The organism is Halohasta litorea (genome assembly GCF_024494645.1).
Lineage (GTDB): Archaea > Halobacteriota > Halobacteria > Halobacteriales > Haloferacaceae > Halohasta > Halohasta litorea.
On sequence record NZ_JANHDJ010000001.1, the window covers coordinates 169,854 to 192,637 of the forward strand.

The 22,784-nt window shown below is 63.9% G+C and carries 31 protein-coding genes and 1 tRNA gene; 12 read left to right on the top strand and 20 right to left on the bottom strand.

Annotated features, from left to right (window positions below):
- Positions 1–47 precede the first annotated feature (47 nt).
- From NO877_RS00895 to NO877_RS00920, 6 genes are all read left to right on the top strand, one after another.
- Positions 48–503, top strand: a complete 456-nt coding sequence (locus tag NO877_RS00895; protein ID WP_256394409.1) for a DUF6653 family protein — start codon at positions 48–50, stop codon at positions 501–503.
- Positions 504–559: 56 nt separating this feature from the next.
- Complete coding sequence (locus tag NO877_RS00900; protein ID WP_256394410.1) at positions 560–736, top strand: hypothetical protein; 177 nt, start codon at positions 560–562, stop codon at positions 734–736.
- A 43-nt stretch (positions 737–779) separates the two neighbouring features.
- Entirely contained in the window at positions 780–2,069 is a 1,290-nt protein-coding gene (locus tag NO877_RS00905) for an adenosylhomocysteinase (RefSeq protein ID WP_256394411.1), read from the top strand.
- A 45-nt stretch (positions 2,070–2,114) separates the two neighbouring features.
- The gene (locus NO877_RS00910) at positions 2,115–2,309 is read left to right on the top strand and encodes a hypothetical protein (RefSeq protein WP_256394412.1); all 195 of its coding nucleotides are present in this window, start codon (positions 2,115–2,117) and stop codon (positions 2,307–2,309) included.
- Positions 2,310–2,412: 103 nt separating this feature from the next.
- Positions 2,413–2,835 (top strand): Holliday junction resolvase Hjc, encoded by a 423-nt coding sequence (hjc, locus tag NO877_RS00915; RefSeq protein ID WP_256394413.1) that lies wholly within the window; start codon positions 2,413–2,415, stop codon positions 2,833–2,835.
- Positions 2,836–2,914: 79 nt separating this feature from the next.
- On the top strand, positions 2,915–3,352 hold the full coding sequence (locus NO877_RS00920) for an Ig-like domain-containing protein (RefSeq protein ID WP_256394414.1): 438 nt from the start codon (positions 2,915–2,917) through the stop codon (positions 3,350–3,352).
- A gap of 5 nt (positions 3,353–3,357) precedes the next feature.
- Here the strand turns inward: NO877_RS00920 and NO877_RS00925 are convergent, their stop codons facing one another.
- Positions 3,358–4,059 carry an SWIM zinc finger family protein gene (locus NO877_RS00925; RefSeq protein WP_256394415.1) on the bottom strand — a complete coding sequence of 234 codons (702 nt, stop codon included), beginning with the start codon at positions 4,057–4,059 and terminating at the stop codon, positions 3,358–3,360.
- Positions 4,060–4,201: 142 nt separating this feature from the next.
- Here NO877_RS00925 and NO877_RS00930 point away from each other — a divergent pair, with 142 nt between their 5' ends.
- Complete coding sequence (locus NO877_RS00930) at positions 4,202–4,426, top strand: DUF7472 family protein (RefSeq protein WP_256394416.1); 225 nt, start codon at positions 4,202–4,204, stop codon at positions 4,424–4,426.
- A 55-nt stretch (positions 4,427–4,481) separates the two neighbouring features.
- On the opposite strand, the gene NO877_RS00935 is transcribed toward NO877_RS00930, so the two are convergent.
- Positions 4,482–5,588 carry a DNA primase large subunit PriL gene (locus NO877_RS00935; protein ID WP_256394417.1) on the bottom strand — a complete coding sequence of 369 codons (1,107 nt, stop codon included), beginning with the start codon at positions 5,586–5,588 and terminating at the stop codon, positions 4,482–4,484.
- A 98-nt stretch (positions 5,589–5,686) separates the two neighbouring features.
- Here NO877_RS00935 and NO877_RS00940 point away from each other — a divergent pair, with 98 nt between their 5' ends.
- A complete protein-coding gene (locus NO877_RS00940; RefSeq protein ID WP_256394418.1) occupies positions 5,687–6,283 on the top strand; it encodes a DUF7474 family protein in 597 nt (198 codons plus the stop codon).
- A 20-nt stretch (positions 6,284–6,303) separates the two neighbouring features.
- Here the strand turns inward: NO877_RS00940 and NO877_RS00945 are convergent, their stop codons facing one another.
- From NO877_RS00945 to NO877_RS00955, 3 genes are all read right to left on the bottom strand, one after another.
- Positions 6,304–6,501: a DUF1328 domain-containing protein gene (locus NO877_RS00945; protein ID WP_256394419.1), complete on the bottom strand. Its 198-nt coding sequence runs from the start codon at positions 6,499–6,501 to the stop codon at positions 6,304–6,306.
- Between the two features lies 1 nt (position 6,502).
- Positions 6,503–6,748 carry a PRC-barrel domain containing protein gene (locus tag NO877_RS00950; protein ID WP_256394420.1) on the bottom strand — a complete coding sequence of 82 codons (246 nt, stop codon included), beginning with the start codon at positions 6,746–6,748 and terminating at the stop codon, positions 6,503–6,505.
- A 142-nt stretch (positions 6,749–6,890) separates the two neighbouring features.
- Complete coding sequence (locus NO877_RS00955; RefSeq protein ID WP_256394421.1) at positions 6,891–7,634, bottom strand: DNA polymerase sliding clamp; 744 nt, start codon at positions 7,632–7,634, stop codon at positions 6,891–6,893.
- A gap of 197 nt (positions 7,635–7,831) precedes the next feature.
- On the opposite strand from NO877_RS00955, the gene NO877_RS00960 reads away from it, so the two are divergent.
- Positions 7,832–9,565, top strand: coding sequence for an ATP-binding protein (locus NO877_RS00960; protein ID WP_256394422.1), 1,734 nt, complete (start codon positions 7,832–7,834; stop codon positions 9,563–9,565).
- A gap of 15 nt (positions 9,566–9,580) precedes the next feature.
- On the opposite strand, the gene NO877_RS00965 is transcribed toward NO877_RS00960, so the two are convergent.
- The 4 genes from NO877_RS00965 to larB all read right to left on the bottom strand — a co-directional run bounded on the left by NO877_RS00965 (position 9,581) and on the right by larB (position 12,411).
- Positions 9,581–10,954: a phosphoglucomutase/phosphomannomutase family protein gene (locus NO877_RS00965; RefSeq protein ID WP_256394423.1), complete on the bottom strand. Its 1,374-nt coding sequence runs from the start codon at positions 10,952–10,954 to the stop codon at positions 9,581–9,583.
- A 52-nt stretch (positions 10,955–11,006) separates the two neighbouring features.
- Positions 11,007–11,273: a GIY-YIG nuclease family protein gene (locus NO877_RS00970; protein WP_256394424.1), complete on the bottom strand. Its 267-nt coding sequence runs from the start codon at positions 11,271–11,273 to the stop codon at positions 11,007–11,009.
- A gap of 121 nt (positions 11,274–11,394) precedes the next feature.
- Complete coding sequence (locus NO877_RS00975; protein WP_256394425.1) at positions 11,395–11,541, bottom strand: DUF7563 family protein; 147 nt, start codon at positions 11,539–11,541, stop codon at positions 11,395–11,397.
- A gap of 102 nt (positions 11,542–11,643) precedes the next feature.
- Positions 11,644–12,411, bottom strand: coding sequence for a nickel pincer cofactor biosynthesis protein LarB (gene larB, locus NO877_RS00980; protein ID WP_256394426.1), 768 nt, complete (start codon positions 12,409–12,411; stop codon positions 11,644–11,646).
- Between the two features lie 184 nt (positions 12,412–12,595).
- Here larB and NO877_RS00985 point away from each other — a divergent pair, with 184 nt between their 5' ends.
- Positions 12,596–12,763: a DUF1931 family protein gene (locus tag NO877_RS00985; RefSeq protein ID WP_253737876.1), complete on the top strand. Its 168-nt coding sequence runs from the start codon at positions 12,596–12,598 to the stop codon at positions 12,761–12,763.
- 72 nt (positions 12,764–12,835) lie between these two features.
- Here NO877_RS00985 and rpiA read toward each other — a convergent pair whose 3' ends face one another.
- From rpiA to NO877_RS01005, 4 genes are all read right to left on the bottom strand, one after another.
- Positions 12,836–13,528, bottom strand: coding sequence for a ribose-5-phosphate isomerase RpiA (gene rpiA / locus NO877_RS00990; RefSeq protein WP_256394427.1), 693 nt, complete (start codon positions 13,526–13,528; stop codon positions 12,836–12,838).
- A 74-nt stretch (positions 13,529–13,602) separates the two neighbouring features.
- A complete protein-coding gene (locus tag NO877_RS00995; protein WP_256394428.1) occupies positions 13,603–14,727 on the bottom strand; it encodes an ORC1-type DNA replication protein in 1,125 nt (374 codons plus the stop codon).
- A 169-nt stretch (positions 14,728–14,896) separates the two neighbouring features.
- Positions 14,897–15,457 (bottom strand): RNA 2',3'-cyclic phosphodiesterase, encoded by a 561-nt coding sequence (gene thpR / locus NO877_RS01000; protein WP_256394429.1) that lies wholly within the window; start codon positions 15,455–15,457, stop codon positions 14,897–14,899.
- 44 nt (positions 15,458–15,501) lie between these two features.
- Positions 15,502–15,681, bottom strand: coding sequence for a DUF5786 family protein (locus tag NO877_RS01005; protein WP_256394430.1), 180 nt, complete (start codon positions 15,679–15,681; stop codon positions 15,502–15,504).
- A gap of 156 nt (positions 15,682–15,837) precedes the next feature.
- Here NO877_RS01005 and NO877_RS01010 point away from each other — a divergent pair.
- Both NO877_RS01010 and NO877_RS01015 read left to right on the top strand, forming a co-directional pair.
- Positions 15,838–15,908, top strand: a tRNA-Gly gene (locus NO877_RS01010).
- Between the two features lie 138 nt (positions 15,909–16,046).
- On the top strand, positions 16,047–16,358 hold the full coding sequence (locus NO877_RS01015; RefSeq protein WP_256394431.1) for a DUF7964 domain-containing protein: 312 nt from the start codon (positions 16,047–16,049) through the stop codon (positions 16,356–16,358).
- Between the two features lie 35 nt (positions 16,359–16,393).
- On the opposite strand, the gene NO877_RS01020 is transcribed toward NO877_RS01015, so the two are convergent.
- From NO877_RS01020 to ubaA, 7 genes are all read right to left on the bottom strand, one after another.
- Positions 16,394–17,164 (bottom strand): pirin family protein, encoded by a 771-nt coding sequence (locus tag NO877_RS01020; protein WP_256394432.1) that lies wholly within the window; start codon positions 17,162–17,164, stop codon positions 16,394–16,396.
- Between the two features lie 144 nt (positions 17,165–17,308).
- Positions 17,309–17,614 carry a hypothetical protein gene (locus NO877_RS01025; protein ID WP_256394433.1) on the bottom strand — a complete coding sequence of 102 codons (306 nt, stop codon included), beginning with the start codon at positions 17,612–17,614 and terminating at the stop codon, positions 17,309–17,311.
- 180 nt (positions 17,615–17,794) lie between these two features.
- On the bottom strand, positions 17,795–18,337 hold the full coding sequence (locus NO877_RS01030) for an NADPH-dependent FMN reductase (protein ID WP_256394434.1): 543 nt from the start codon (positions 18,335–18,337) through the stop codon (positions 17,795–17,797).
- 77 nt (positions 18,338–18,414) lie between these two features.
- Complete coding sequence (locus NO877_RS01035; RefSeq protein ID WP_256394435.1) at positions 18,415–20,751, bottom strand: cation:proton antiporter domain-containing protein; 2,337 nt, start codon at positions 20,749–20,751, stop codon at positions 18,415–18,417.
- Positions 20,752–20,957: 206 nt separating this feature from the next.
- On the bottom strand, positions 20,958–21,698 hold the full coding sequence (locus tag NO877_RS01040; RefSeq protein ID WP_256394436.1) for a queuosine precursor transporter: 741 nt from the start codon (positions 21,696–21,698) through the stop codon (positions 20,958–20,960).
- Positions 21,688–21,861, bottom strand: coding sequence for a ribbon-helix-helix domain-containing protein (locus tag NO877_RS01045; protein WP_256394437.1), 174 nt, complete (start codon positions 21,859–21,861; stop codon positions 21,688–21,690). The genes NO877_RS01040 and NO877_RS01045 overlap by 11 nt, the downstream gene beginning before the upstream one ends.
- Positions 21,862–21,910: 49 nt before the next feature.
- Positions 21,911–22,744, bottom strand: a complete 834-nt coding sequence (gene ubaA / locus NO877_RS01050; protein WP_256394438.1) for an SAMP-activating enzyme E1 — start codon at positions 22,742–22,744, stop codon at positions 21,911–21,913.
- Between the last annotated feature and the right edge of the window lie 40 nt (positions 22,745–22,784).

Below are 22,784 nucleotides of genomic sequence, written 5' to 3' on the forward strand. Positions count from 1 at the left end.
CTAGTCTTGCCTACGGACTTTTCTTCCGGTGTCGCCTACGAGTCGGTATGACACAGTCCGATTCGACCGGCTCCGTTCCTGGCTCCTTTCCTGATTGGTTCTGGGCGCGCCACTCGAACCCCTGGAGCGGCGGCTCCCGATTCGCGGCGATGCCGCTGCTGTTATACGCCATCTACCACCGTCGCCCCCGACTGCTCGCTGCCGTTATTGGGTTCCTACTCATAAACCCGATCCTGTTTCCCGAACCCGAGCGGACGGACAACTGGCTCAGCGAGGTCGTGCTCGCCGAACGCTGGTGGTACGAACAGGGTCATACGACCTTCGAGCCGCGGTTTCCGAGCAGTATAAACTACCTGAGCGTACCGACGCTGCTGGTCACGCTGTATGCGGCGCTCCGGCGTCGACCGCGGCTTACAACAGTTGGTGGCCTGCTTACCATCGGCCTCAAGGTGTGGTTCGTCGACAGCCTCGTCCGTCGCTATCGTATTTATAACTGCCAGTAGGACGGCTATCCTGACAGTCATCCATATTTAAAAGAACTCGCCGTCTACGCTCGCATATGGAGCGGTCGACGCGTGTGCTACTCACCGTAGTTATCATGGCGCTGGGAGCCGCTGGCCTCCTCGCGCTGACCGTCTACCCCTTCCAGTACGGCCTCGGCGAGAGCCTCATCTTGGTCGGCGCACTCGTCGGTGCTTTGCTCTTTCAGACGGTGTTGGACGACACCTCCTTCTGACCCGCTTCGGTACCGTTTTCACCGCCTGCGCTGATCGTTCCGTATGAGCGAATCAGCCTACCCGCCGGTCGCTGCGCACCTCGACGATGTCGAGGCCGCACGGACCGAGGGCCGACGCAAGATGGAGTGGGCGCTACAGCATATGCCGATCCTGCAGTCGCTCCGCGAGGAGTTCGAAGCCGACCAACCGCTGGCGGGTGAGACGATCGGAATGGCGATGCACGTCGAGGCCAAGACCGCCAATCTGGTCGAACTGCTCGCGTTGGGCGGCGCCGAGGTCGCCATCACCGGCTGTAATCCCCTTTCGACGCACGATGACGTGAGCGCCGCCCTCGACACTCACGAGAACATTACGTCCTATGCGGTCCGGGGCGTCGACGACGAGGAATACTACGAGGCCATCGACGCCGTCATCGCCCACGAGCCGACGATCACGGTCGACGACGGGATGGACATGATCGCGGCGATCCACGAGGACCATCCCGAGCTCATCGATTCCATCGTCGGCGGCTGCGAGGAAACGACGACCGGCGTCCACCGACTTCGCGCGATGGACGACGACGGTGCGCTCGAATACCCCGTCTTCGCGGTCAACGACACGCCGATGAAGACGCTGTTCGACAACGTCCACGGCACCGGCGAGTCCTCGCTGGCGACCATCGCGATGACGACGAACCTCTCGTATGCGGGCAAGAACGTCGTCGTCGCGGGCTACGGCTACTGTGGGAAGGGCGTCGCCAAGAAGGCCGCCGGGCAAAACGCCAACGTGATCGTCACCGAAGTCGACCCCCGGAAGGCGCTGGAGGCCCACATGGAGGGCTACGAGGTCATGCCGATGGAAGAGGCTGCCGCCGAGGCCGACCTGATTTTGACGACGACGGGCAACCGCGACGTGGTCGTCGACGAGCACTTCGACCAAATGAAAGACGGCGTACTGCTCGCAAACGCGGGCCACTTCGACATCGAGATCGACCTCGTGGCGCTCGAAGAGCGCGCGGTCGATGTCTACGAGGCACGCGACGGCGTCGAGGCCTACGAGATGGACGACGGCCGCCGCCTCAACGTGCTGGCCGAGGGCCGATTGGTCAACCTCGCCGCGCCGGTCGCGCTCGGCCACCCCGTCGAGGTGATGGACCAGAGCTTCGGTGTCCAGGCGGTCGCCGTCCGCGAACTCGCCGCCAACGGCGAGGCCTACGAGGCGGGCGTCCACGACGTGCCCGACGAGCTCGACCGCGAGATCGCCGAAATCAAACTCGACGCCGAGGGCGTCGACCACGACTCGCTGACCGACGAGCAACGCGAGTATATGGGCAGCTGGGACCACGGCACATAGGGGCAGAACCGTCGACCTTTTAGCCTCGCTGCGAGACCAGCCGGTATGAATGTCGGCTGGGCATATATGGGAATCGCGGCGATTCTCGTCGTCTTCGGCGCTGTTCTGGCACTCAGCAACTACGATCCCTACGGTGACCTCGTTATTGTGAGCTCGCTCCTGTTCATCTACAAGGGGTCCACCGAGATAACCGACGGCCGGAAAGTCCGCGAGGCCGATGACGCCGAGTCGACAGAGTGAGTAACGATCGATGCCCGGTTGGCTTTTAGTATCGACCGCCTAACGCCCAGTATGTTGTGTCTACGTAGCTGTCGACCATTTGTCCGTAACGAGTGGAGGGCTGATGTCCGCGAATAGAAAAGGCGACCGCAGGGAGCGGGAACTTGTCAACCGCCTCGACGAGTCTGGGTTCGCCGTCATGCGTGCCCCCGCAAGCGGTTCTGCGACCGACCGCGAGCTCCCCGACGTGCTTGCGGGCGACGGCGAGCGGTTCTATGCCATCGAGGCCAAATCCAGCAGCGGCGATCCGATCTACCTCTCCGGCGAGGAGGTCGAAGCCCTCATCTATTTCGCTCAGAACTTCGGCGCGAAAGCCCGCATCGGCGTCCGGTTCGACCGCGAAGACTGGTACTTTTTCCACCCTGGGGACCTCTATACGACCGACGGCGGTAACTACCGCGTCAAAAAGGAGACCGCCCTCGCCGACGGCGTCGACTTCGAGGAGTTCGTCGGCCGCAGCACGAAAACGACGCTCGACGACATTTAATCGTCAACTCATTCAATTTATATACAGATTCTCTATTGGTTGAATAAACACTATCCGCAGGTAGTCGGTACCTATACCAATGCGTGTAGACCGCCGCCGGGTCGTGATTGGATCGCTGTCGCTGTTGGTTTCAGCGGGCTGTCTCGGCGAGTCGTCGCTGTCGACGCCGTTCGATCTGCGGATCGAAAACCGGTCCAATCGGCCGCGGGAGCTGTCGGTCGTCGTCGATCGAGTCCGCGAGGAGCCGCTGTACGACGAGACACTCGAAATCCCGCCGGGCGAACGGATCACCGAGCCAGCGGTCGTCGAGACCGCCGGACGCTACCGGATCGGCGTCACCGATCTCACGACCGACGAGGAGCGAACAGCCGAACAGTACGTCGAACTCTCGATGGGGCGCGGGTTCTGTGGCTGGTTCGTCGTGCGTGCCGCACACGAGTCGGTGGCGGTCTCGGTGCCCCGGTGTCCGAACGAAGAAGCCAACGGGTCCGCCGAAAACGCGACCGACGAACCGTAGCCGTTTCAACCGGCGGCGTCGGCCCGCTGGGCTGGCCGGTGGCTGGCAAGTAGCCGTCGCCCCCGGACCGGATCGTGGTCGGTGTGACGGAGCCGACTTGCCGGAAACCCGTACCGTTTGGCCGCCCGACCGTTCGTCTGCCGACCGAGCGCGCTGGCATAGACGGCCTCAACGACCGGTTCGTGGCCACTGTAGTTCCGGTTGGTTTCGACTTCGGCGATGGGCCGCCCGTCGTCGATCCGCCGCTCGTCGGCGCGGTCGGTCGTCTCTGCGACGACGATCAGCAGGCTTCCGGTTTCGCGGTCGATGACGCACTCGCCGGGCTCGAAGCTATGGCGCTCACAGAGTGCGGTGGGCTGGTCGAACTCGACGAATACGGGGTCGCCACAGAGCGCACACGCCCCTTCCCGCATCCCTGCGGGTGGGATCGTGCCCGCGGCAGCTTCGATAGCAACCCGGCGGAGATGTTTACATCGTACGCCACGAATCGCGTGGTCCGGGCAGGTACAGCGTTCGTGGTCGGCATCGACGACGTAGGTTCCGCCGTCGGTCTCGACGATCGTTCGGCCATCCTGGAGGCCCCGGATCGTCATCGGCTCGGTTCTGGCACGGTGTGCGCGCTCGCCGGTGCCCGCGGCCGCCAGTGGGGACTCCGGCGGTGGGTGGCAGGCTGGCTGCTCGGTGGGGAGGGTCTGTCGGGTACTCATGGGAGGGACTCTCGCTGTAACTAGGCGCTGAAGCTATCTAAACCCTTGTTCGGTCGAAATCAGCCGCCAACAGTGGGTGCGATCCCGGTTTCCCGCCGCGCGTTTCGAAGCCCTTTTGAGACGGCCGGGGAAACGGAGCGATATGGAAATCGACGAGGAAATGCGCCGACAGACGGTAGTGTCGCTGGCTGCCGTCGGGCTGTTCCTCGCTTCCCTCATCGGTATCGGCGTCGTCTTCGACGGTTCCGGAGGGTTGCCGAGTAACGGCGCGCTGGCTCTCGTTGGCGCGCTCGCCGGATTCGTACTGCTTATGGCCGTCATCGGCGTCGTTCTTACCCGACTCAACGACGACGAATCGACCGACTAACGCCGACGGCCCCAACAACCTCCGCTGTCTCCTCGCCCAGAGCTGTCGTCGCCGACTACTCCGAGAGCTGTGACTGTCTCTCTCGCCAGTCGACCAGGTCGTCGTCGCTGGCTTCGAGTCGTGCCTGATAGTAGGCCAGCGGATGGCCTGCGGTCTTCCAGTGGTCGTCCTCGTTGTGGCAGATGCCGTAGGCGCTCAGCGTCTCACAGGACGGCGGCGGATACTGCGTGCCGCGGTCGTCTTTGAGATACTCCGTCTGGTAGCGAATCCCCTCGGGATCGAGCGACGAGTTCTCACAGAACTCGATGATCTCGTCGGCCTCCATCCCGATCCCAGTTAAAAACGCCATCAGGGTGAAACTTTCAAATTCCTGGAGTTCGATCCCGTCTTCGGCCTTCTGCAACAGGTTCTCGATACACGGCGGAAACAGCGCCCGGTTGACGAAATCGATCTTCCCGACGACGGTGCGCTCCGACAGCAGCCGCCGGAGTTCGGCGAGATCGGCTTCGAGGGGCTCGACGATCCCTTCGCCCTCGGTCAGTCCCTCGAAGGGGAGGCCAGCCGCGATGCGGCGGCGGATCGCCGTTCGAAGCAGGGCGAACAGCTCGCCGCGTTCGACTCGTACGTCGCCGTCAACCACTTCCCGGTTGACGAGCCGCCAGCTGTCGCCGCGGTCGCCGGAAGCCAATCGGAGATAGCTCCCCACGCCGACCCGGAACCACTCCGGCTCGCGGCTGGGGTGGCTGGTCTCCGGTCTGATCGCCGTCGACAGATCGAGTTCCTCCAGGACCGTTTCCCGATCGAGCCGCGCGGAGGTCGTACTCTTCAGGCCGTCGTCGCCCGCCTCGAAATCCTTCTCTAACCGCTGGACGGCCGTCTTCGCCTCGGCGGCGGCGTACTTGTCGATCGCGGCCCCCGAATCGAGCAGCGAGACGAGAATCCGGGCGATCGGGTAGGAGAGCAGTTCGTCCTCGTCGCGCCACTCGGCGGGCTCCTCGGCGTCGACCCGCCCTGCAAGGAGCGCGCGTTCGACCCGCTCGCGGCCCCGATCGACCGCGGGTGCGCCCTCGGCGATCAGCGTCTCGATGTCGACGCCCAGCTCGCCGACGGCCTGACGGGCCGCTTCGAGGAAGGGGTACCGGGCGTAGAGCGGGGTCGACATAGCTACCGCCGACTTTCATGGCAGTATGAATAAGCCCGACGGTCTCCCGGCCGCGAAACCATACAACATATAGTCGGCTGGCGACAGAGTGACCGATAGTGCCGCGTTTCAGCTACCCCTGCCCGGACTGCCGGACGACAAACAGCCTCCACGAGCTCGACTGCCGGTTCGAGGGCACGGCGTGGCCGACTATTGAAAAGGCCTATACTGATTGTTTGTCGGTGTTGGCGACCAGCCAGACGCCGGTCACCGAGTCGGCGCTTCGAGAGGCGGTCCACGGCGAGTGGGGCGAGCTTCATAAGGCCGCCTTGTCGACGCTGCAGGCGGTCAGCCGGGTCGAGCAGGACGACGACGGGACCTTGCGGTTGCTGACCGCCGCGGAGTACAAGGAACTCGTCTCGGAGCCGACCATCGAGCCCATGCGGACCATCTACGAGCACGGCTCGGTGCCGGGCTGTCACGACAACGCGGTGTTCGCGATGATCGCGTGGTACGAGATGGTCGACCTCTCGTGGGCCGAAACCAAAGCCACCGTCTGCGAGTGGCTCCGGGAGTCCGGCGCGTGGGACCGTGGCGGCTTCGAGGAGTCATCGCCGGAGGAGCTCGTCGAGAGCAAACGCCACGTCTACGAGGCAGGCTACGGCTGGAAACAGGCGGGCAGAGAGGCCAAGGCCGTCATCGACCGCCAGCGGTAGGCGATCGGGGGCGCTCGACCCTACAGGAAGAGACTGATCACGGCCAACGCGAGGAAGATCAGCACGAATATCTTGGCGATCCGCATCGAGATCCCCGCCACGTTCCGGAAGCCGACCAGTCCCGCGACGATCGCCAACAGGAAAAACACGATCGCATACCGGAGGAACCCGCTCTGAAGCGGGAGGGCCACAACGCTCTCGACAGCGATTCCAGCCATTTTAGAACTCCGTGAGCCGGATTTCCTCGTCAGTGATCGTTTCGATTGCCTCGGACTGCAGGGTGTAGGTGCCGCTTTCTTCGTCGACTTCCGCCCAGCCGAGCAGCGAGAGGAACGTCTCGGTGAGTCCTGGATCGGGGTCGACGGCGGCGGTGCCGTCCTCGATGGCGATCACGCGGCCGACACGCTCGCCGTCGGCGTTGATAACCGGTTTCGACTCGTCGTCCGGGGTGAGTGTCGATTCCATACCCGACGGCTACCACTGCCACACCTAAAGGCGTGATTTCCGGCGGGCTGATCGGTCGAACCGGTCGACTGTCGATTTACATAGGTGGTCGCTGGTGTGGTCGGCTGGCTGCGTAAAACTGGGGGTCGCTGGTGACGTGGTGTTAGTCGCTCTGGATGCGAGGGGCGAGCATGTAGGTGACGTGGCCCAGCCCTTCGGCGAACTCGTAGTGGAGTTTGACGGGGAACTCCTCGCCGAGGTCGACGGTGACTTCGGTCGCCTTGGGGATCGCCTTGTTCATATCCTTCAGGTAGTCCAGCGAGAACAGCGAGTTGGCCGGTCCGGCAGTGAGGTCGATCAGATCCTCACTTGTGAGTTTGAGGTCGACGTCGTCGGTGTCGCCCTCGGCCTCGATATAGAAGGCCTCCTCGCTTTCGTCGACGCGCAGCGAGATGTGGTCCGACACCATGTCGGCGGCCGTAATGCCGCGGTTGAGCTGGCTGCCCTCCAGGACGACCTCTGCGGGGAGATCGAGATCAGGAATATCGGGCTCCTGGCGGATCGAATCGGGGTCGATCAGCGCCAGGGTGTAGGACAGCCCGTCGATCTGGATGTGGAGCTTGCGGGTCTCCTCGTTGAGTTCCAGCTGGATGAGGTCGCCGCTGTTTGCCATCCCGGCGATGTCTTCGAGCCGCCCGAGGTTGACGCCGATGACGCCGCCGTCGGCCTCGTAGGACTCGAAGGCAGCGGCGTCTAAGGAGAGGTCGACCATCCCGACGTTGGCGGGGTCGACGGCACGAATCGACAGCTCCTCCTCGTTGAGCCGGATCTTACACTCGTCTACCAGCACGCTCACCGAATCGAGCGCGTCTGTGAGCGTGTCGGCGCTCACGATGGCCTTGAACATATAACTCGTTGTACGGAAGGCCCCGATAAAAAGGCATCCGGTTCGGTGGACTGTCTCCAGGAGCTACGGCGGTTCGTCTCGTGATCCGCTGCCCGCCGACTGGCATTCCGAACCGGTGGACCCCGTTCTGCGGTCCGATAACGGCGTCAAGTACTCGGAAGGAAGTTATTTAATTTATCGTTGAATGTCTGTAATCAGTGACCGTCTCCGCGTCCATTCAGCTAGCGTTTCTCACCGGTGCGGTGAGTCTCGGCTACGGGCTGTTCGGCGGGTTCCTCCTCAAACGGTACCGCGGGATCGGCGTCAAGAGCCTCGCGGCGTTTTCGATCCTCTGGGGGGCGAACTACCTGTCGGCGTCGCTCGTCGTCTACGTGCTGGCCAGCAACGGGATTACGGCCCAAGGCCAGCTCCACTCGCTGTCGTTGCCTGAGACGACACAGTTGGTGTTGATCAGTACGACACCGCTGTCGGGGCTGTTCACGGTCGCCGGGATCTTCGCGTGGCTCTGGTTCGCGCTTCGATACACGCGGCGCATCGGGCGGCGCGAAAAGGTCGCCGTCGCGGCCCTCGGCGGCCTCACGTTCCTCGTCGCGACGTTGAACGGCTTCGTTGGCGCGGCGGCAACGTTCGAATTCATCAGTATCGACCCCGACTTCCGGACCAGTTTCCACCGGTTTGCCTCCGCCGTCGAGGTCCTCGGCACCGGTGTCGCCGTCGGCGTCGGCATCGGACTGCTGTACGAAACCGCGGCCAACCACCGGCCGTTCCGCCAGCAGGCGGTTGTCGGCCTGTCGGTGCCGATCGTCTTCCCGTGGCTCGTCCGGAACCTCTATCGGTTCGGTCTCGTCACCGGCTTTCAGTCGATCAGTATCCTCCGTATTGCGAGCCTCTCGGTCGGCTTCGCGGGGCTGTGGCTCGCGGTCACCGAGTACGACCTGTTCGACCAGCTCCCGGCCTCGCGGTCGGTCGGCCGACAGACCGCCTTCGAGGCCTCGGATTCGGCCATCGTCGTCATCAACAACGAGGGTAACGTCTCGGATCTCAACCCCGCGGCACGCGAGCTGTTTTCGGTCTCCGCGTTCGATACCGTCGGTGCGTCGCTCGACGACCTGTTGCCCGCGACGGTCGACAGCAGCGAGTTCCGGGACGGAGAGCCGATCACCGTCCGAATGCCGAACAGCGAGACGGTCGTCGAGGCCGTGATGACCACCGCGACCGACGACAGCGGCACCCCGATCGGCCGCACGATCGTGTTCACCGATATCACCGCCGAACGCCGCCGCCAACAGCGGATTCAGGTCCTCAACCGCGTCCTCCGGCACAACCTCCGCAACGACCTCAACGTGGCGAAAGGGTACGTCGATGTGATGGCCGACGGCGGTGGTGGTGGGACCAAGCCCTATCAGCGGAAGATCGAGACCCTCCTCGACGATCTGGTCACGATCGGAAAGAAGGCCCAAAACACCGAACACGTCCTGGATGCCGACCCACTGGCCGAGTCGGCCACCCCGCTGCCAGCGTTGATCACCGACGCGCTCGATTCGGTCGCCGAGGAGTACGATGACGTGCCGGTCTCGGGGTCGGTACCGAAGTCGACGGCGGTCCGCATCAACCCGATGGTCATCGGCTCGATCATCGAGGAACTGATCGAAAACGCGGTCCGACACACCGACTCCATGGTCACCGTCAGCTACGACGACGAGAGCACGACTTTGATCGTTGCCGACGAGGGACCGGGCATCCACGACAACGAGATCGCCGTCCTCGACAACGCCCAGGAGACCGATCTCGAACACGGCAGCGGGCTGGGGCTGTGGCTCGTCAAGTGGGGCACCGACAGTTTCGGCGGCTCCGTCGAGTTCGACACCGACGAGACGGGCACCCGCGTCCGGGTCAGTATTCCCGCAGACCTCGTCGAAGAAACGGCGTAAACGGTTGTAGCGAGCTTAGACCAGCGGTTCGACGAGGTCGACGCCCTCGTCGAGCAGGGTTTCGAGTCGATCCTCGCTTCCGGCCTCGCCGTACACCCGGAGCTTGGGTTCGGTCCCGCTCGGGCGGATGAGGAGCCACGACCCGTCCTCTAAGAGGAGTTTGAAGCCGTCGAGGGTGACGGTGTTGGCGACCGCCGAGCCAGCCACTGATTCGGGGATGTGTGCTTCGAGATCCGACAGTACGCGCTCCTTCTGGTCGTCGGGACAAGCCACGCTGCGTTTGCTGGCGTGGATCTCGCCGTGCTCCTTGAGGAGCTTGTCGACCCGGTCGTCGAGCGGTTCGGCCGCCGTGACCGCGCCAGCCAGCAGCGCCATCAGCACGCCGTCCTTCTCGCGGATGTGGCCCCGGATCGAGAAGCCGCCGGACTCCTCGCCGCCGATCAGCGCGTCGGTCTCGCCCATCGCCTTGCCGACCCACTTGAAGCCGACCGGCACCTCGACGACTTCTTCGCCGTTTGCCTCGGCGATCCGGTCGATCAGGAAGGTGGTCGAGACCGACCGCACTGCGGGCCCCGAGTCGGATTCGAGCAGGTAGTCGTAGACAGCAGCGAAAAAGAGGTTCTCGTCGAGATAGCCGCGGTCAGGCGTGCAGATGGCGATTCGGTCGGCGTCGCCGTCGTTGGCGATCCCGAGGTCGGCGTCGTGTTCTTCGACAGCGTCTGCGAGTGGCTGGAGATTGCTTGGGCTCGGTTCGGGCTCGCCGCCGCCGAACGTCGGGTCCTTCTCACAGCGCCGCCGGATGACTTCCGCGCCTGCGGACTCCAGGAGCGCGTCAGTAACGCCCTGGCCGCTGCCGTAGAGGGCGTCGTAGACGATCGTGAGATCCGAGAGATCCGCGTCGACCAGCTCGTGGGCGTGGTCGGCGTGGTTCGGAATCGGATCGACCTCCTCGATGTCGCCCCACTCGTCCTCCGGGAGGAGGTCGGGCTCGGCGAGGTTCTCGACGATCTTTTCCGTTCGTTCGGGCAGTGCGGGCGCGCCGTCCTCGGGGATGAATTTGACGCCGTTGTACTCCGGTGGGTTGTGCGAGGCCGTGACCATCAGCGCACACGACAGGCCCCGGTCGACGATCGCATACGCGATGACGGGGGTCGGGCAGTCCCGCGTGGGAAGCAGGACATCGAAGCCGTGGCCCGCGAGGATCTCGGCGAGGCTCTCGGCGAAGCCGGGCGAGGTCTCCCGGGCGTCGTAGCCCACGATGACGGGGTCGGTGTATCCTTCGTCTTCGAGATAGGTAGCGACCGCTTCGCCGACGATGCGAACGCGTTCGTCAGTGAACACATCCAGGGTGGCGCGCCACCCATCAGTGCCAAAGGCAATTTTATCCATACCGTTACCTGCTGTCGCATCTGGTAAAAATGTATAAGGTGCAACAACCGGCTCAATCCCACTCTTCGGCCGACTGTTCCCCGATTAGTCGAGTTTTCTCCTCTCGGCGGAGCTCTTTGATTTCGTACTCGCGGCTCATTGCACTCGATCGGGTAGCGTACGATTCGAGATACACCAGGTCGACCGGTGTCCGCCCGCGGGTATATTTGGCCCCTTCGCCCGCGTTGTGCTCGCGGAGGCGGCGCTCGGGGTCGGTGGTGTAGCCCGTATAAAGGGTGTCGTCGGCACACTGGAGGATGTAGACGTAGTGGTCGCTCACGGTCGTATGCTCTCGCTGGCACGGCTAAATCCCCAGTCGTCGCGGAAAAATCGGCCACTGACCGACGGCTGTCGGCCCCCCAATGGCCACGGTGTTCAGCGGACGGTTCACGATCCCCCTTTCAGCTACGGGTCCGGTCTCGGGCGGCTTCGGCGATGCCGGCGTTGGCCGAACAGGACGGACAGGCAAACAGCCGCCCGAACTCGTCGGCGAACACCCGCGCGAAGCGGTCCGATACGTGGGACCCACAATGGTCGCACTGTGACATTTGTCCCCGGCTCCACTGCGGGCCGGTAGGCTTCGTAGACGGAGCGCAGGCAAATACTCTTCTTCGAGTTACATACACGACACTAACCAGTTACTTGCCGGATTATTTTCTCGACTCGGCTGCCTCGTCGACCGCTCGGGCGATCAGCGCCGCCTGCACCCCGGCGGTGAACCCCGCATCGACGTTGACCACCGACAGCGCCGTACAGGACTGTAACAAGCCCCCGAGGGCAGCCTCGCCATCGCCGCCGTGTCCGTAGCCGGTGGAGACGGGAACGCCGATGACGGGGCCGTCGACCTGCCCGGCGACTACTGTGGGCAGTGCGGCCTCGCGGCCCGCGACCGCGATAACGACATCCGCCGCCCGGATCTCGGCGAGCTGGTCGAACAGCCGGTCGATGTTGGCGACGCCGATGTCCTGGATCACCGTACAGTCGGCCCCGACCGCTTCGACGACGGCGCCGGCCTCACCGGCCACCGGGTAGTCCGAGGTACCACCCGTGATAATACAGACCGCGGCCGCCAGCGAGGGCTCCTCGAACGCCTCGCTGGTGACGGTGATCGTTCCGGCGCGGTCGTCGACGCTCACGGTCGCCGCGGTCGGTGTAAACGTCGACTCGACGGTTTCGCGGTGGGTCTCGTCGGCCCTGGTCACGAGGGCGCGGCCGGTCGTCTCGACGGCGGCTTCGGCGAGATCGCGGACCTCTTCGGGGGTTTTGCCCTCCGCAAGGATTCCTTCGGGGATGCCGCGTCGGTGCTCGCGGGCGGCGTCGAACCGGCCCGAAGGGGTCGTTGCGTAGCCCGACAGCCGCGCCTCGGCGGCCGCCACCGATAGCTCGCCGTCCGCAACCGCCTCAAGCGTCTCTCTCATAGCTGGGTCGATGTGTTGAACCGGTTCGTAGCTGTCGCTCGGCGAACGTATATAATGGTGGCGAAACCGGTGGGAATCGACATTCATAATTTGGCTCATACAGGGGTCGAAACCGCCGTCCAGCCGGTTTGCCCACGAATAACATAACAACCCTTATTAAGTAGGACTCGGTACGAAAGGGTGCATGGCAGATCTTATCGTCAAAGCGGCCGTTAAGGAAGCGCTGAACGACAAAAACGTTGCTTCGGATTTCTACGACGCACTCGATGCGGAAGTCGAGGAGCTCCTCGAAGACGCAGCCCGCCGCGCCGAGGACAACGACCGGAAGACGGTCCAGCCCCGCGACCTGTAAGGTCGATCCGATCCCCGTTTTTTCGACGCTACGCCGGTAGTCAGTGGTTTGTCGGTCGATTGTGACCGCCGATCAGTACGTCGTTTCGCTAACGCCGTCCTCACTGCCGACGTAGACTGCCGACGCATAGCTGACGAACAGCCCGTGTTCGACGACGCCCGGAACCGCCGAGAGCGATGCGGCCAACTCCGCGGGGTCGTCGACCCCGCCGAAGTCGGCGTCGACCACGAGGTTCCCGTTGTCGGTGACTACGGGTCCGTCCTTGTTGGCCGCCCGCCGCAGGCTCGGCTCACCGCCCAGTTTCTCGACAGCCGCTTCGACGCCGGTGCGGGCCGCCGGAAGCACCTCGACGGCGACGGTGTGGTCCAGCTGCTCGGCGACTTTGGTGGGGTCGACGACGACGTGGAACTCCTCGGCCGCAGCCGCGACGAGCTTCTCGCGGGCGTGGGCCGCCCCGCCGCCCTTGATGCAGTTCCCGGATTCGAGGACGATCTGGTCGGCCCCATCGATGGCGATGTCGAGCCCGTCTACTTCGTCGAGATCCGCGAGGGGAATTCCCTGCTCGATAGCCAACTCGCGGCTGGCGAACGACGTCGGGACGCCGACGATATCGAGGCCGTCGTCGACGGCTGCGCCGAGTGCTCTGATCGCGTGGGCCGCGGTGCTGCCGGTACCGAGGCCGACGACCATTCCATCGGTCACTCCCTCGGCGGCGGCCTCCCCGGCGCGACGCTTGGCGTCGCTGCTTCCACCTGTCGATTTCATACGTGTGGCTGTGTGTGGCCCCTTCAAACAGCTATCGGATGCGGTCGGTCGAGCCGGTCGTGGATCGTCTTCGATCAGTCGAGCCGGTCCCGGATCGCTTCCGGTTCATATTCCAACGAGAGTTCCCGCGAGCGCCCCCGGCCCTCGACATCGGCATAGCGCGCGGCGATCACGCCGAGCTGGTCGAGTTTGTTGACGAGTTCGGTGTAGCGCGTGTATCCCAGGTCAGTCTCCTCCTCGAAGGCCTCGTAGATCTCGCCCGCCTGCTGGCCGTCGTGGTCGATCACCACCTCCAGGAGCGCCCGCTCGGAGTCGGAAATCCCTCGCAGGCTTCGGGAGAGATGGACGTGTTTGGATTTCTCGTAGGCCGCCTCGATGTCCTCGTCGCTGATCGTCCTGGAGGCCCGCATTTCGGCGTGGAGCCCCGCCCGCCGCAGGAGGTCGATGCCGACCCGGAGGTCGCCGCTGTCGGCAGTGAGTTCGGCCACGCGTTCGAGTTCGGCGTCGTCGAGAACGCCCTCGTGGAAGCCGCGGTCGGCGCGCTCCCGGAGGATCGACCGGATCTCGTCGACCGCGTATCGCGGGAAGTAGATCTCCTCGGGCCGGAAGACGCTCTGGACGCGGGTGTCGATCTCGTCGATGACATCCAACGAGAGGTCCGACGAGACGATGATGACGCCGATCTTGACGCCCGAATGCGTCTCGTGGGCCCGCAGCAGCGAGCCGAGGGTGTCGCTGGCCTCGTTTTCGTAAAACAGGTAGTTCACGTCGTCGAGCGCCACGACCAGCACGTCCTCGTCGTCGACCAGTCGCTCGGTGAGCTGGCCGAAGAGCTTCTTGAAGGAGATCCCGGAGGAGGGTGGTTCGTAGTCGAAGATCCCCTCGAACAGGCGGGAGAAGACCGCATAGCGGGTGGAGTCGACCTGGCAATTCACGCGGACCGTTTGCACGTCGGTCTCGCCGCCGAGTTCGCCGAACAGTTTTTGCACCGCTGTGGTTTTGCCCGTGCCCGGCGGCCCCTGGATCATCGTATTGAGCGGCCGGGAACCGCGGACAGCGGGGCGGAGGGCGTATTTCAGGCTCTCCAGTTGGCTCGTGCGGTGGTGGAAGGCATCGGGGAGGTAGTCGATCTCGAAGACGTGTTCGTCACGGAACACGGTCTCGTCCCACGACAACATCTCCTCGGGCTCGTCCGACATCTGCCTGTGTGAACCCATCCCGTCTACTTAATGATTCCCCGGCTATCTGTTGGATTTGGCACGGTCGGTATCTCTGGCGTAGCGAGTTCGAGTACCCAGAAAGCCCCGAATCACTCTCCGTCATTCGCCCTCCTTTTTATAAGCCGACCTCTTCCATTCGTTTCACTATTTATAGGTCGATCTCGCGGACCGTCTCGTACTGTGGCCCCTCGTCGGTGAGCATGCTCTCGGTCAGGCAGACGCTGTCGACCCGAAACGTCCCCACCGTCGGCTCGGTCTCTCGAACGACCTCCTGGACCACCGATTTCCCCCGCGCGTCGTCCATTCGTGCCAGCGTGACGTGCGGCGTGAACTCGTGGGATTCGGCCTCGAAGCCCAGCGCCGTAAGCTCGGTTTCGACTGCGTCGTGCAGGTGGCTCAACGCGGCCGCGCCGCCACCGTCGCGGACGCCCGCCCAGACGACGCTGATGTAGTCCAGCGAGGGAAACACGCCCAGTCCCTCGATAATGCAGTCGAAAGGGTCGACTCCGCTTTTGCCGACGGCGGTTTCGATGGCTGCTTCGATCTCCTCGACGCGCTCGGGGTCGGTGTCGCCGAGGAATTTGAGTGTAACGTGCGCCTGTGTCGGATCGGTAACACGGAGGCTATCGGCGTCGCTCAGTTCGTTCTGGACGGCTTCGAGCGGTTCCGCAAGGGTCGCGGGGAGGTCGACACTGACGAACAGTCGCATACCGATGCTACTGGAGCGGCTCGTGAAGAACTGTCGGCTGCGGTTTATTCGGCGTCGTCTTTGATCTCTCCGAGCTGGTCGATGAGCTCGTCCGTCGACGCATCCGAGTCGACGGACATCTCGCCATCGTAATCCTTCTCGTGAACGTTGACGGCTTCGCCCTCGTCGTCTTCGTTGTCGCCCGGCTGCTCCTGTTCGGATTCATCGTAGCTTCCAAAGCCCATTGCTGTCGGCTCCGGTCAGCAACGGGATAGGTCCAACGGTTCTGCCATCTGTAGCCGTCGAATCACAACGAGACCGCTCGCGGTCGCATCGTTCGGTCGACCGCCCGCCGGTCGAATGATGAGATTTATTCGTGGCGACCCCGTCGGTTCATTTGCGCGCCGTTGGTCCAGTGGTAGGACAGAGCCTTCCCAAGGCTCTAGCCCGGGTTCAATTCCCGGACGGCGCACTCCTTCGTCGTGCGCCGTCCAACGTCCCACTCGCTCACTCCGCTCGCTCGCGGGACTCCCGGACGGCGCACTTTTAAGCAGCTATCAGCCGACCACGAACCACCGCGTTCAAACCGTTCTGTCCGCTTTATAAGCACATGGCACTCACAGATCTCCTTCCCGATCGCCCGCTCCAGGAGTCCGAAGTCGATGCCCTCGACGACAGTGACAAGATCGTCGGCAATTTTCCGGTCTACCTCGAAGAGGTCTCGGGGTTCGCCATCGGCCTTGTGCTGGTGATCGACGCCACGGCCCACGCGCTGAGCTACGACGTCGACGGCGAGGGATGGGAACTGATCGAGAGCCGCGAGCTGGCCCACCCGGTCGACGGCGGCGTCCACGTCGACGATATGGATCTCATCGAAGCGTTGCAGTCGACGGCCTCCCAGCATGCTGGCGCGTCGGCGTGACCGGCCGGTCATCGGCGTGACTATCCCGTCGACGACTACCGGCCGATCGTCCCTTGGCGAGTGATCGGCGCGTCGGGATCGATACAGAAGGCGACCAGAATCGCGTCCTCGGTCGCCGTCACCCGCTGCTCGCCGTCGCCGGTCACCAGCGCGCTTTCGGTGTAGCCGATGGTCGTCTCGTTGTCGGTCGTTACCGCTCCCTCGAAGACGTACAGGTAGGTGTCCCACTCCGACTGGGAGGGGAGCCTGACGGTTTCGCCCTCATCGAGCCAGCAGTCATAAAAGTCGACCGCGTTGCGGACGGAGAACGGCGCGTCACCGTCTTCGGGGCCGAAGAGATGCCGCCACTCGTTGGGCGTCGGTTCGGGGATCGGCTCGTGTTGGATTTCGGGATCGAGGTCGAGGCTGTGGGGCCGGACGAAGATCTGGAGCATCCGGAGCGGCGGATCGTCGGCCAGCGTTTCTTCACTGTGCCAGAAGCCGCTGCCCGCGCCCATAATCATCAGGTGGTCGGGGTCGGTAACGAGCGTGTTGTCCTGGCGGTCCTCGTGGCGCATCACGCCCTCGGGCACCCAGGAGATGATTTCCTCGTTGCGGTGTTGGTGCATCCGGATCAGCGTGCCGGGGTCCATGAACGACTCGACGACCGTCGACAGCGGGCCGTAGCCGTGGTCGTCGTGGCCTGGGACCGCGCGACCGGGGAAATTGAAATAAATCCGGAATTTGCCCTGGTTCTGCGAGATATCGGTCCGAGGGCTCGTGTAGAGAGTCGGCTTTTGGGTCGACGCCGAATCGGTATCGTCCATTACTGACCAGTACGACGCCTGATCCTAAGTGGCTTCTGCGCGTTGGTTCTCGCCGTTCAGTTCGCATTCGTCGACTCGCCGTCTCCATTGAGGCTCTGTTCGATATCGGAGAGAACACGAGTCTTCCATCGGAGCCGAGACGGTTCAGGTGGCCTCTTTGATAGCGACGGTCTCCATCGTTCCATCCTGTTCTTCGCGCTTTATTTCGAGGCGAATACCTTCCTCCGTACTGCTCCGCTGAATCACGTTGAGTACTTTCGGCGTGGCGTCGGCGTCCAACACTGTCAGGCGATCATCGTCAGTGACGATTCCGTACCCGCTTTCGACACAGTGGCCCATCAGCGCGCAGTCTCGGGTATGCGTTTCGGCTTTCGAGAGCAGTTCCTCACGAGGGTTCTTTCGGATACAGCCCAGATCGATGACGTATCCCTCCCGTGTTTCAGTCGACATCGTCCTCGCAATGGCTTCCTGTGTCCTTTGGCTATGTGGCTCGCTGTCCTGAATTACCGCCCGAAATGAGTGTCGATCGAGTGGAGGTCACAGCGAGTGTGTCTCGATCGAGTGGAGGTCACAGCGAGTGTGTCTCGATCGAGTGGAGGTCACAGCGAGTGTGTCTCGATCGAGTGGAGGTCACAGCGAGTGTGTCTCGATCCGCGCATACTCCGCGGCCATCCGGCCGAGTGTTTCGACGCGGGCCGCCAGATCTGGGTCGACGAACTCGCCGTCCTCGAAGGCGTTGGACGCCCCGCGAATCCCGACCTCGTGTGGGAGACTCCAGCCGTGGACCGTTCGGATGCCGGTGCGCAGGTGTTCGAGCGTGGGCGCGTACGAGCCGCCGCCAGCGGTCGCCAGCAGTCCGACGGTCGTCCCCTCGAACTCGTCCTTTCCGAGGTAGTCGAAGGCGTTTTTGAGCGCCGAGGAGATCATGCCGTGATACACTGGCGTCCCCATCAACACCGCATCGGCCTCGCCAACCTCCTGTTTGAGTTTCGCGGCGTCACCGCGATCCCGGCGGCCCGGATCGAACAGCGGAAGCTCCCACTCCCGAAGGTCGACCAGTTCGGTCTCCGCACCGGCCGCCGCGGCGGCATCGAGTGCGTGTTCGAGGGCCAGTCGGGTGTAGCTCGTATCCCGAAGGCTTCCACAGAGAGCAACAACGGTCGGAGTTCTCATTACTACCACTTATAAGCGAACGACGCAGTTCAGTCTTCTGCTGTCAGTCGGCTCCCGGCCCCCGATACGGTTCGTCCTTAGCTCGACGCCAACACGACGACCGGGCAGTCGGCGTTTTGAAACACGTACTCGACGCGGTAGCCGAAAAACGCTCGGCCCGAAAGCGGCCGGAGGTTGCCCCCGAGGACGACCAGATCGTACTCCTCCCGCCGGGTCAGCGCGACCAGTTCGGCCTCGGGGTCACGGTCGCTGACAATGACGTTCCGCCGGGTGTCCGCGCCGATTCGGCGGCCCAGATTCGCGTCGCCGTCGACCAGTCGCTCGCCGAGGCCGACCGCCGACTCGACGCCAGGCCGGTCGACGAAGGCGTCGTCGGCCCGCGGGCGCGTGACGACGTGGGTGACGTCACAGACCGCCTCCCGATCGCGCCCGATGGCGAAGGCGATCTCCGCGGCGTGGCGGGTGTACTGGCTGCCGCCGGTCGGAACGAGGATCCGATCGATCGACAGCTCGTCGATGGCCGCGTCCGCACCGTACGTCCGGTTCGTGTTCGCAATGAGGACCGTACAGGTCGCATCGCGAATGATCTCGTCGGTCGTCGCCGTAAACAGGGCGTCGCCGGTCGACGCGTCGTGTTCGGTCGCCCCCAGCGCCAACAGGTCGTAGCCCGCTGCTGCCTCCTCAAGCACGGTCTCCTTGGCGCTCGTCCGCTCGCGCCGGGTGATCGACCGTCGCTGCGATCGCGGGAGACCGAGCTGTCGCTCCATCAGATCGTGACACCGCCGTTCGTCTTCGCGGGTGGACCGTTGGTCGTCCTCGTAGTGGGACCGCCGTTCGTTCGTCGAGTGATCGGGTGGCGACGCTCGACCCGCCCCCCGATCGCGGGTCGACCCGCCCGTTCCTGTTACCCCTCGGAGTGTGTGCCGGACGCGGTCGATCAGTGATCCTGTGCGGCTACTGTGGCCTCCGTCGTCGGCGTTTCGCTGGAGGTACATCGTCGTCACCTCGATATCCTGTTCGCGGGTCAGCGAGCCCACCAGCTGGGCGGCGAACTGCGAGTTCGGCCGACAGCGCGTCGGCAGCAGGACGCGCTGGAGCCGGGCGACGAAGCTCCGTCGCCGCTGGCGTTCGCCCGCCAGTCGCCGGCGTTCGTCCTCCCTCATCTCGATTCTCGGGATCGACCACCGCATCACCGCCGGAGCCATCAGCGAGGTGACGATGGCGACCATGACGATGATGCTGTACATCTCGATGGTCAAGATCCCCAGCCCGAGGCCGATGGTGGCGACGATGATCTCCATCGCGCCGCGGGCGTTCATCCCGCCGCCGATGGTAATTCCCTCCCAGCGGGAGAGCCCCGCCAGCTGGGCCGCGCCGATGATGCCCACGAACTTGCCGAAACAGGCGACCCCGAGGACGACCAGCCCGACCGCAAACACCGTCGGGTCGAGCAGGGCGGCAACGTTCATTCGCAGTCCGGCGATGGCGAAGAAGATCGGCGCGAAGATCCCGAGGGTAACGACCTCGAAGGTGTGGCGAAGCGCCTGATCGAAGCGGTTGACCTGGCCGACCAGAATGCCGACGACGAACGCGCCGAGAATGGCTTCGAGGCCGAGATACTGCGTGATCGCGCCGGCAGAGAGGGCGAGGACCATCAGCAGGGTGAGCATCGCGGTCTCGCCGCCGACGGTGTTGTCGACCCACCGAACCAGCTCCTGGACGGCGCGCTGGCCCACGGTAAACGCGATCCCGAGGAAGACGATCACCGACAGCACCGTCGTCGCGGCCGCCCCGAGGTCGACGACACCCCGCTGGGCGAGTCCGGCGACCGTCGCCAGCAGGATCCAGCCGATGGTGTCGTCGACCATTCCCGCCGCGAGAATGAGTTGGCCGATATCCCGCCGGATCACGTCGAGTTCGATCAACACCTTGGCGATGACGGGGATCGCCGAGATGCTCATCGCGGTGGCGATAAAGAGGCTAAAAACGAGCCGCCCGTCGGCCGTCGCGACGAACTCGGCTGGGAGATACCAGCCCAGCGCGAACCCCGTGGCGAAGGGGACGGTGATCCCGCCCAGCGACAGCAGGAGGGCCGTTCGACCCTTGCTCACGACGAGGTCGACGTCAGTTTCGAGGCCGGTGACGATCAACAGCATAATGAGGCCGATCCAGGAGACGATCTCAAGCAGGTGAAACTGGCTCTCGGAGACGACAAACAGATCGGCGTAGACGGTCGGCGCGACGACGCCGAGTATCGACGGTCCGAGCACGACACCCGCCAACAGTTCGCCGACGACCGCCGGCTGGCCGACTGCACTGACCGCCTCACCCAGAGCTCGGGCGACGAACAGCAACACCGCGAGCTGGGTGACGACCACCAGCAGTTCGTGATGGCCGAGCGGCTCGATGACCATCTACCTGCTCCTATCGTCACCGGTGGGGGCTCTCGGTCCACGCAGGTGTCGACGCCCCACCGCGAACAACGGATCAGTATTCGAGTGTCGGGTGACTCCGCTGGCCGGGTATCGAGGCTGTGGGACGGCTTCCATGCCTTAGTTCTCTACCCGGTCGTACTTTGATGGCCGGACGTGTCAGCGGTACGCAGCGTCAACCAGTGCGATCAGTCGTCGACCGTGTAGCCGCTCGGCGAGCCGACCCTGCCGGGCCGTAGCGTCCGAACAACCAGATAGACGAACGGGGTATCGATCACCGCGATCAGGAGCTTCAGCAGGTATTGGCCGACGATAAGGCCGACGACGACTGCCGTCGACTCAGGCTGGCCGGTGCCGAGGAGCGAGGGGGCAGCGACGAACGCGACCGTCACGAAGATCACCGTATCGATGGCCTGGCTGCTTGCCGTCGAGGCGAGGTTGCGGAGCCAGAGGTGTTTCCCGGCGGTGTAGTCCCGAATCCAGTGGAAGACGACCACGTCCCAGTTTTGGCTGACGACGTACGCCAGCAGGCTCCCGAGGACGATGTTCGTACTCGGGGCGAGTGCGGCCGCAAACGTCTCGGCGAACGCCGGATTGGCGGCGGGCGCACGGATCGTCGACCAGACCAACACCAGGACGACGACGTTCAGCGCGAAGCCGACGTTGACCATCACCTGGGCGGCCCGGCGACCGTAGAGTTCGGCATAGCAGTCCGACGCGAAGAAGGTCAGCGCGTAGGCCAGCGCGGCCCCCGGCAGGATGATCTCCCTCCCGACGGTCGGCAGCGCCACCGGCAGCGGCAGCGCCAGCAGTTTTGCCGCCGTCAGTTGGGCGGTCACCAGCGCGGTGACAAAGAGGCCGACGAGGGTGATCTGGCCCACCGCCAGCAGGTCGGTCGATTCGCCCGGCGCGAGCAGGTTACTCGTCATCGAGCCGACCTCGCCGCGTGTCGATATCGTCCAACTGATCCAGCGTTTTTCTGATCGATGCCCGGACCGCCTCGCTGCGGTTGACGAACTTCTTGTCTTCGCCGACGTGGCTATCGAGATCCTCCAATAGCTCGTCCGGTACTTCCACGCTTATTTTGGCCATACCGTGATCATATCGAGCGAATACTTGAAAACATCCCATCTCGCCTGTGCTACTGCGACGACGCCATCTCGGAGTCCGCGCTGATCCCGCAGCTCTCGCTGTAGTCGACGCCCTCTATCGACTCGATCGGGTCGTCGCCACAGACCGGACAGTCATCGCGCGACTGGTAGGGCACCCGCTCGAAGGACAACTCCATCGCGTCGTAACACAGCATCGTCCCCACGAGCGGCTCGCCTTTATTTAAAAGGAGCTTGACCGCCTCGGTCGCCTGGAGACAGCCGACGGTTCCCGGCAGGACACCCAAGACGCCGGTTGTCGCACAGTCCGGGACAGTCCCCGGCTCGGGAGCCTCGGGGAACAGACACCGGTAGCACGGCCCCTCGGGAACGAGTGTTGTCACCTGGCCCTCGAATTTATAAATAGCGCCGTGGCTGATCGGGATTCCAGCCAGCCGACAGACATCGTTCACGAGATACCGTGTCGCGAAGTTGTCGGAGGCGTCGACAACCAGATCGTAGCCGTCAATGATCTCCGCGGCGTTCGACGCTGTGAGCCGCGTTTCGTAGGTTTCAACGGTCACGTCGGGGTTGAGTGTATTTATAAACGACTCGGCACTGTCGACTTTCGGTGTCCCAACATCTCCGTCGCTGTGGATCACCTGCCGCTGGAGGTTCGACCGCTCGACAGTGTCGTCGTCGACGATGCCAAGCGTGCCGACGCCTGCGGCCGCGAGATACTGGAGTACGGGCGCGCCGAGGCCACCGGCACCGACGACCAACACCTCGCTGTCGAGCAGTCGGGCCTGCCCCTCGGGACCGATCTCGTCCATGATGATGTGCCGCGAGTAGCGGTCTAACTGGGTCGCATCGAGTGAGAGGCTCATACCTCCCGTTTGACGCCAGCGCGAATAAGAATGTGGTCGA

What these genes read in the sequence shown, in the direction of transcription:
- NO877_RS01015 (WP_256394431.1), top strand. Translation starts at nt 16,047, where the DNA reads ATGGCACTCACAGATCTCCTTCCCGATCGCCCGCTCCAGGAGTCCGAA.
- NO877_RS00925 (WP_256394415.1), bottom strand. Translation starts at nt 4,059, where the DNA reads ATGAGTACCCGACAGACCCTCCCCACCGAGCAGCCAGCCTGCCACCCA.
- NO877_RS00900 (WP_256394410.1), top strand. Translation starts at nt 560, where the DNA reads ATGGAGCGGTCGACGCGTGTGCTACTCACCGTAGTTATCATGGCGCTG.
- NO877_RS00945 (WP_256394419.1), bottom strand. Translation starts at nt 6,501, where the DNA reads ATGGCTGGAATCGCTGTCGAGAGCGTTGTGGCCCTCCCGCTTCAGAGC.
- NO877_RS01020 (WP_256394432.1), bottom strand. Translation starts at nt 17,164, where the DNA reads ATGGACGATACCGATTCGGCGTCGACCCAAAAGCCGACTCTCTACACG.
- NO877_RS00995 (WP_256394428.1), bottom strand. Translation starts at nt 14,727, where the DNA reads ATGTCGGACGAGCCCGAGGAGATGTTGTCGTGGGACGAGACCGTGTTC.
- NO877_RS00935 (WP_256394417.1), bottom strand. Translation starts at nt 5,588, where the DNA reads ATGTCGACCCCGCTCTACGCCCGGTACCCCTTCCTCGAAGCGGCCCGT.
- NO877_RS01025 (WP_256394433.1), bottom strand. Translation starts at nt 17,614, where the DNA reads ATGTCGACTGAAACACGGGAGGGATACGTCATCGATCTGGGCTGTATC.
- NO877_RS01040 (WP_256394436.1), bottom strand. Translation starts at nt 21,698, where the DNA reads ATGACGAGTAACCTGCTCGCGCCGGGCGAATCGACCGACCTGCTGGCG.
- larB (WP_256394426.1), bottom strand. Translation starts at nt 12,411, where the DNA reads ATGAGAGAGACGCTTGAGGCGGTTGCGGACGGCGAGCTATCGGTGGCG.
- NO877_RS01005 (WP_256394430.1), bottom strand. Translation starts at nt 15,681, where the DNA reads ATGGGCTTTGGAAGCTACGATGAATCCGAACAGGAGCAGCCGGGCGAC.
- NO877_RS00910 (WP_256394412.1), top strand. Translation starts at nt 2,115, where the DNA reads ATGAATGTCGGCTGGGCATATATGGGAATCGCGGCGATTCTCGTCGTC.
- hjc (WP_256394413.1), top strand. Translation starts at nt 2,413, where the DNA reads ATGTCCGCGAATAGAAAAGGCGACCGCAGGGAGCGGGAACTTGTCAAC.
- NO877_RS00920 (WP_256394414.1), top strand. Translation starts at nt 2,915, where the DNA reads ATGCGTGTAGACCGCCGCCGGGTCGTGATTGGATCGCTGTCGCTGTTG.
- NO877_RS01030 (WP_256394434.1), bottom strand. Translation starts at nt 18,337, where the DNA reads ATGAGAACTCCGACCGTTGTTGCTCTCTGTGGAAGCCTTCGGGATACG.
- NO877_RS00950 (WP_256394420.1), bottom strand. Translation starts at nt 6,748, where the DNA reads ATGGAATCGACACTCACCCCGGACGACGAGTCGAAACCGGTTATCAAC.
- NO877_RS00930 (WP_256394416.1), top strand. Translation starts at nt 4,202, where the DNA reads ATGGAAATCGACGAGGAAATGCGCCGACAGACGGTAGTGTCGCTGGCT.
- NO877_RS01045 (WP_256394437.1), bottom strand. Translation starts at nt 21,861, where the DNA reads ATGGCCAAAATAAGCGTGGAAGTACCGGACGAGCTATTGGAGGATCTC.
- NO877_RS01035 (WP_256394435.1), bottom strand. Translation starts at nt 20,751, where the DNA reads ATGGTCATCGAGCCGCTCGGCCATCACGAACTGCTGGTGGTCGTCACC.
- NO877_RS00905 (WP_256394411.1), top strand. Translation starts at nt 780, where the DNA reads ATGAGCGAATCAGCCTACCCGCCGGTCGCTGCGCACCTCGACGATGTC.
- thpR (WP_256394429.1), bottom strand. Translation starts at nt 15,457, where the DNA reads ATGCGACTGTTCGTCAGTGTCGACCTCCCCGCGACCCTTGCGGAACCG.
- NO877_RS00985 (WP_253737876.1), top strand. Translation starts at nt 12,596, where the DNA reads ATGGCAGATCTTATCGTCAAAGCGGCCGTTAAGGAAGCGCTGAACGAC.
- NO877_RS00965 (WP_256394423.1), bottom strand. Translation starts at nt 10,954, where the DNA reads ATGGATAAAATTGCCTTTGGCACTGATGGGTGGCGCGCCACCCTGGAT.
- NO877_RS00955 (WP_256394421.1), bottom strand. Translation starts at nt 7,634, where the DNA reads ATGTTCAAGGCCATCGTGAGCGCCGACACGCTCACAGACGCGCTCGAT.
- NO877_RS00895 (WP_256394409.1), top strand. Translation starts at nt 48, where the DNA reads ATGACACAGTCCGATTCGACCGGCTCCGTTCCTGGCTCCTTTCCTGAT.
- rpiA (WP_256394427.1), bottom strand. Translation starts at nt 13,528, where the DNA reads ATGAAATCGACAGGTGGAAGCAGCGACGCCAAGCGTCGCGCCGGGGAG.
- ubaA (WP_256394438.1), bottom strand. Translation starts at nt 22,744, where the DNA reads ATGAGCCTCTCACTCGATGCGACCCAGTTAGACCGCTACTCGCGGCAC.
- NO877_RS00975 (WP_256394425.1), bottom strand. Translation starts at nt 11,541, where the DNA reads ATGTCACAGTGCGACCATTGTGGGTCCCACGTATCGGACCGCTTCGCG.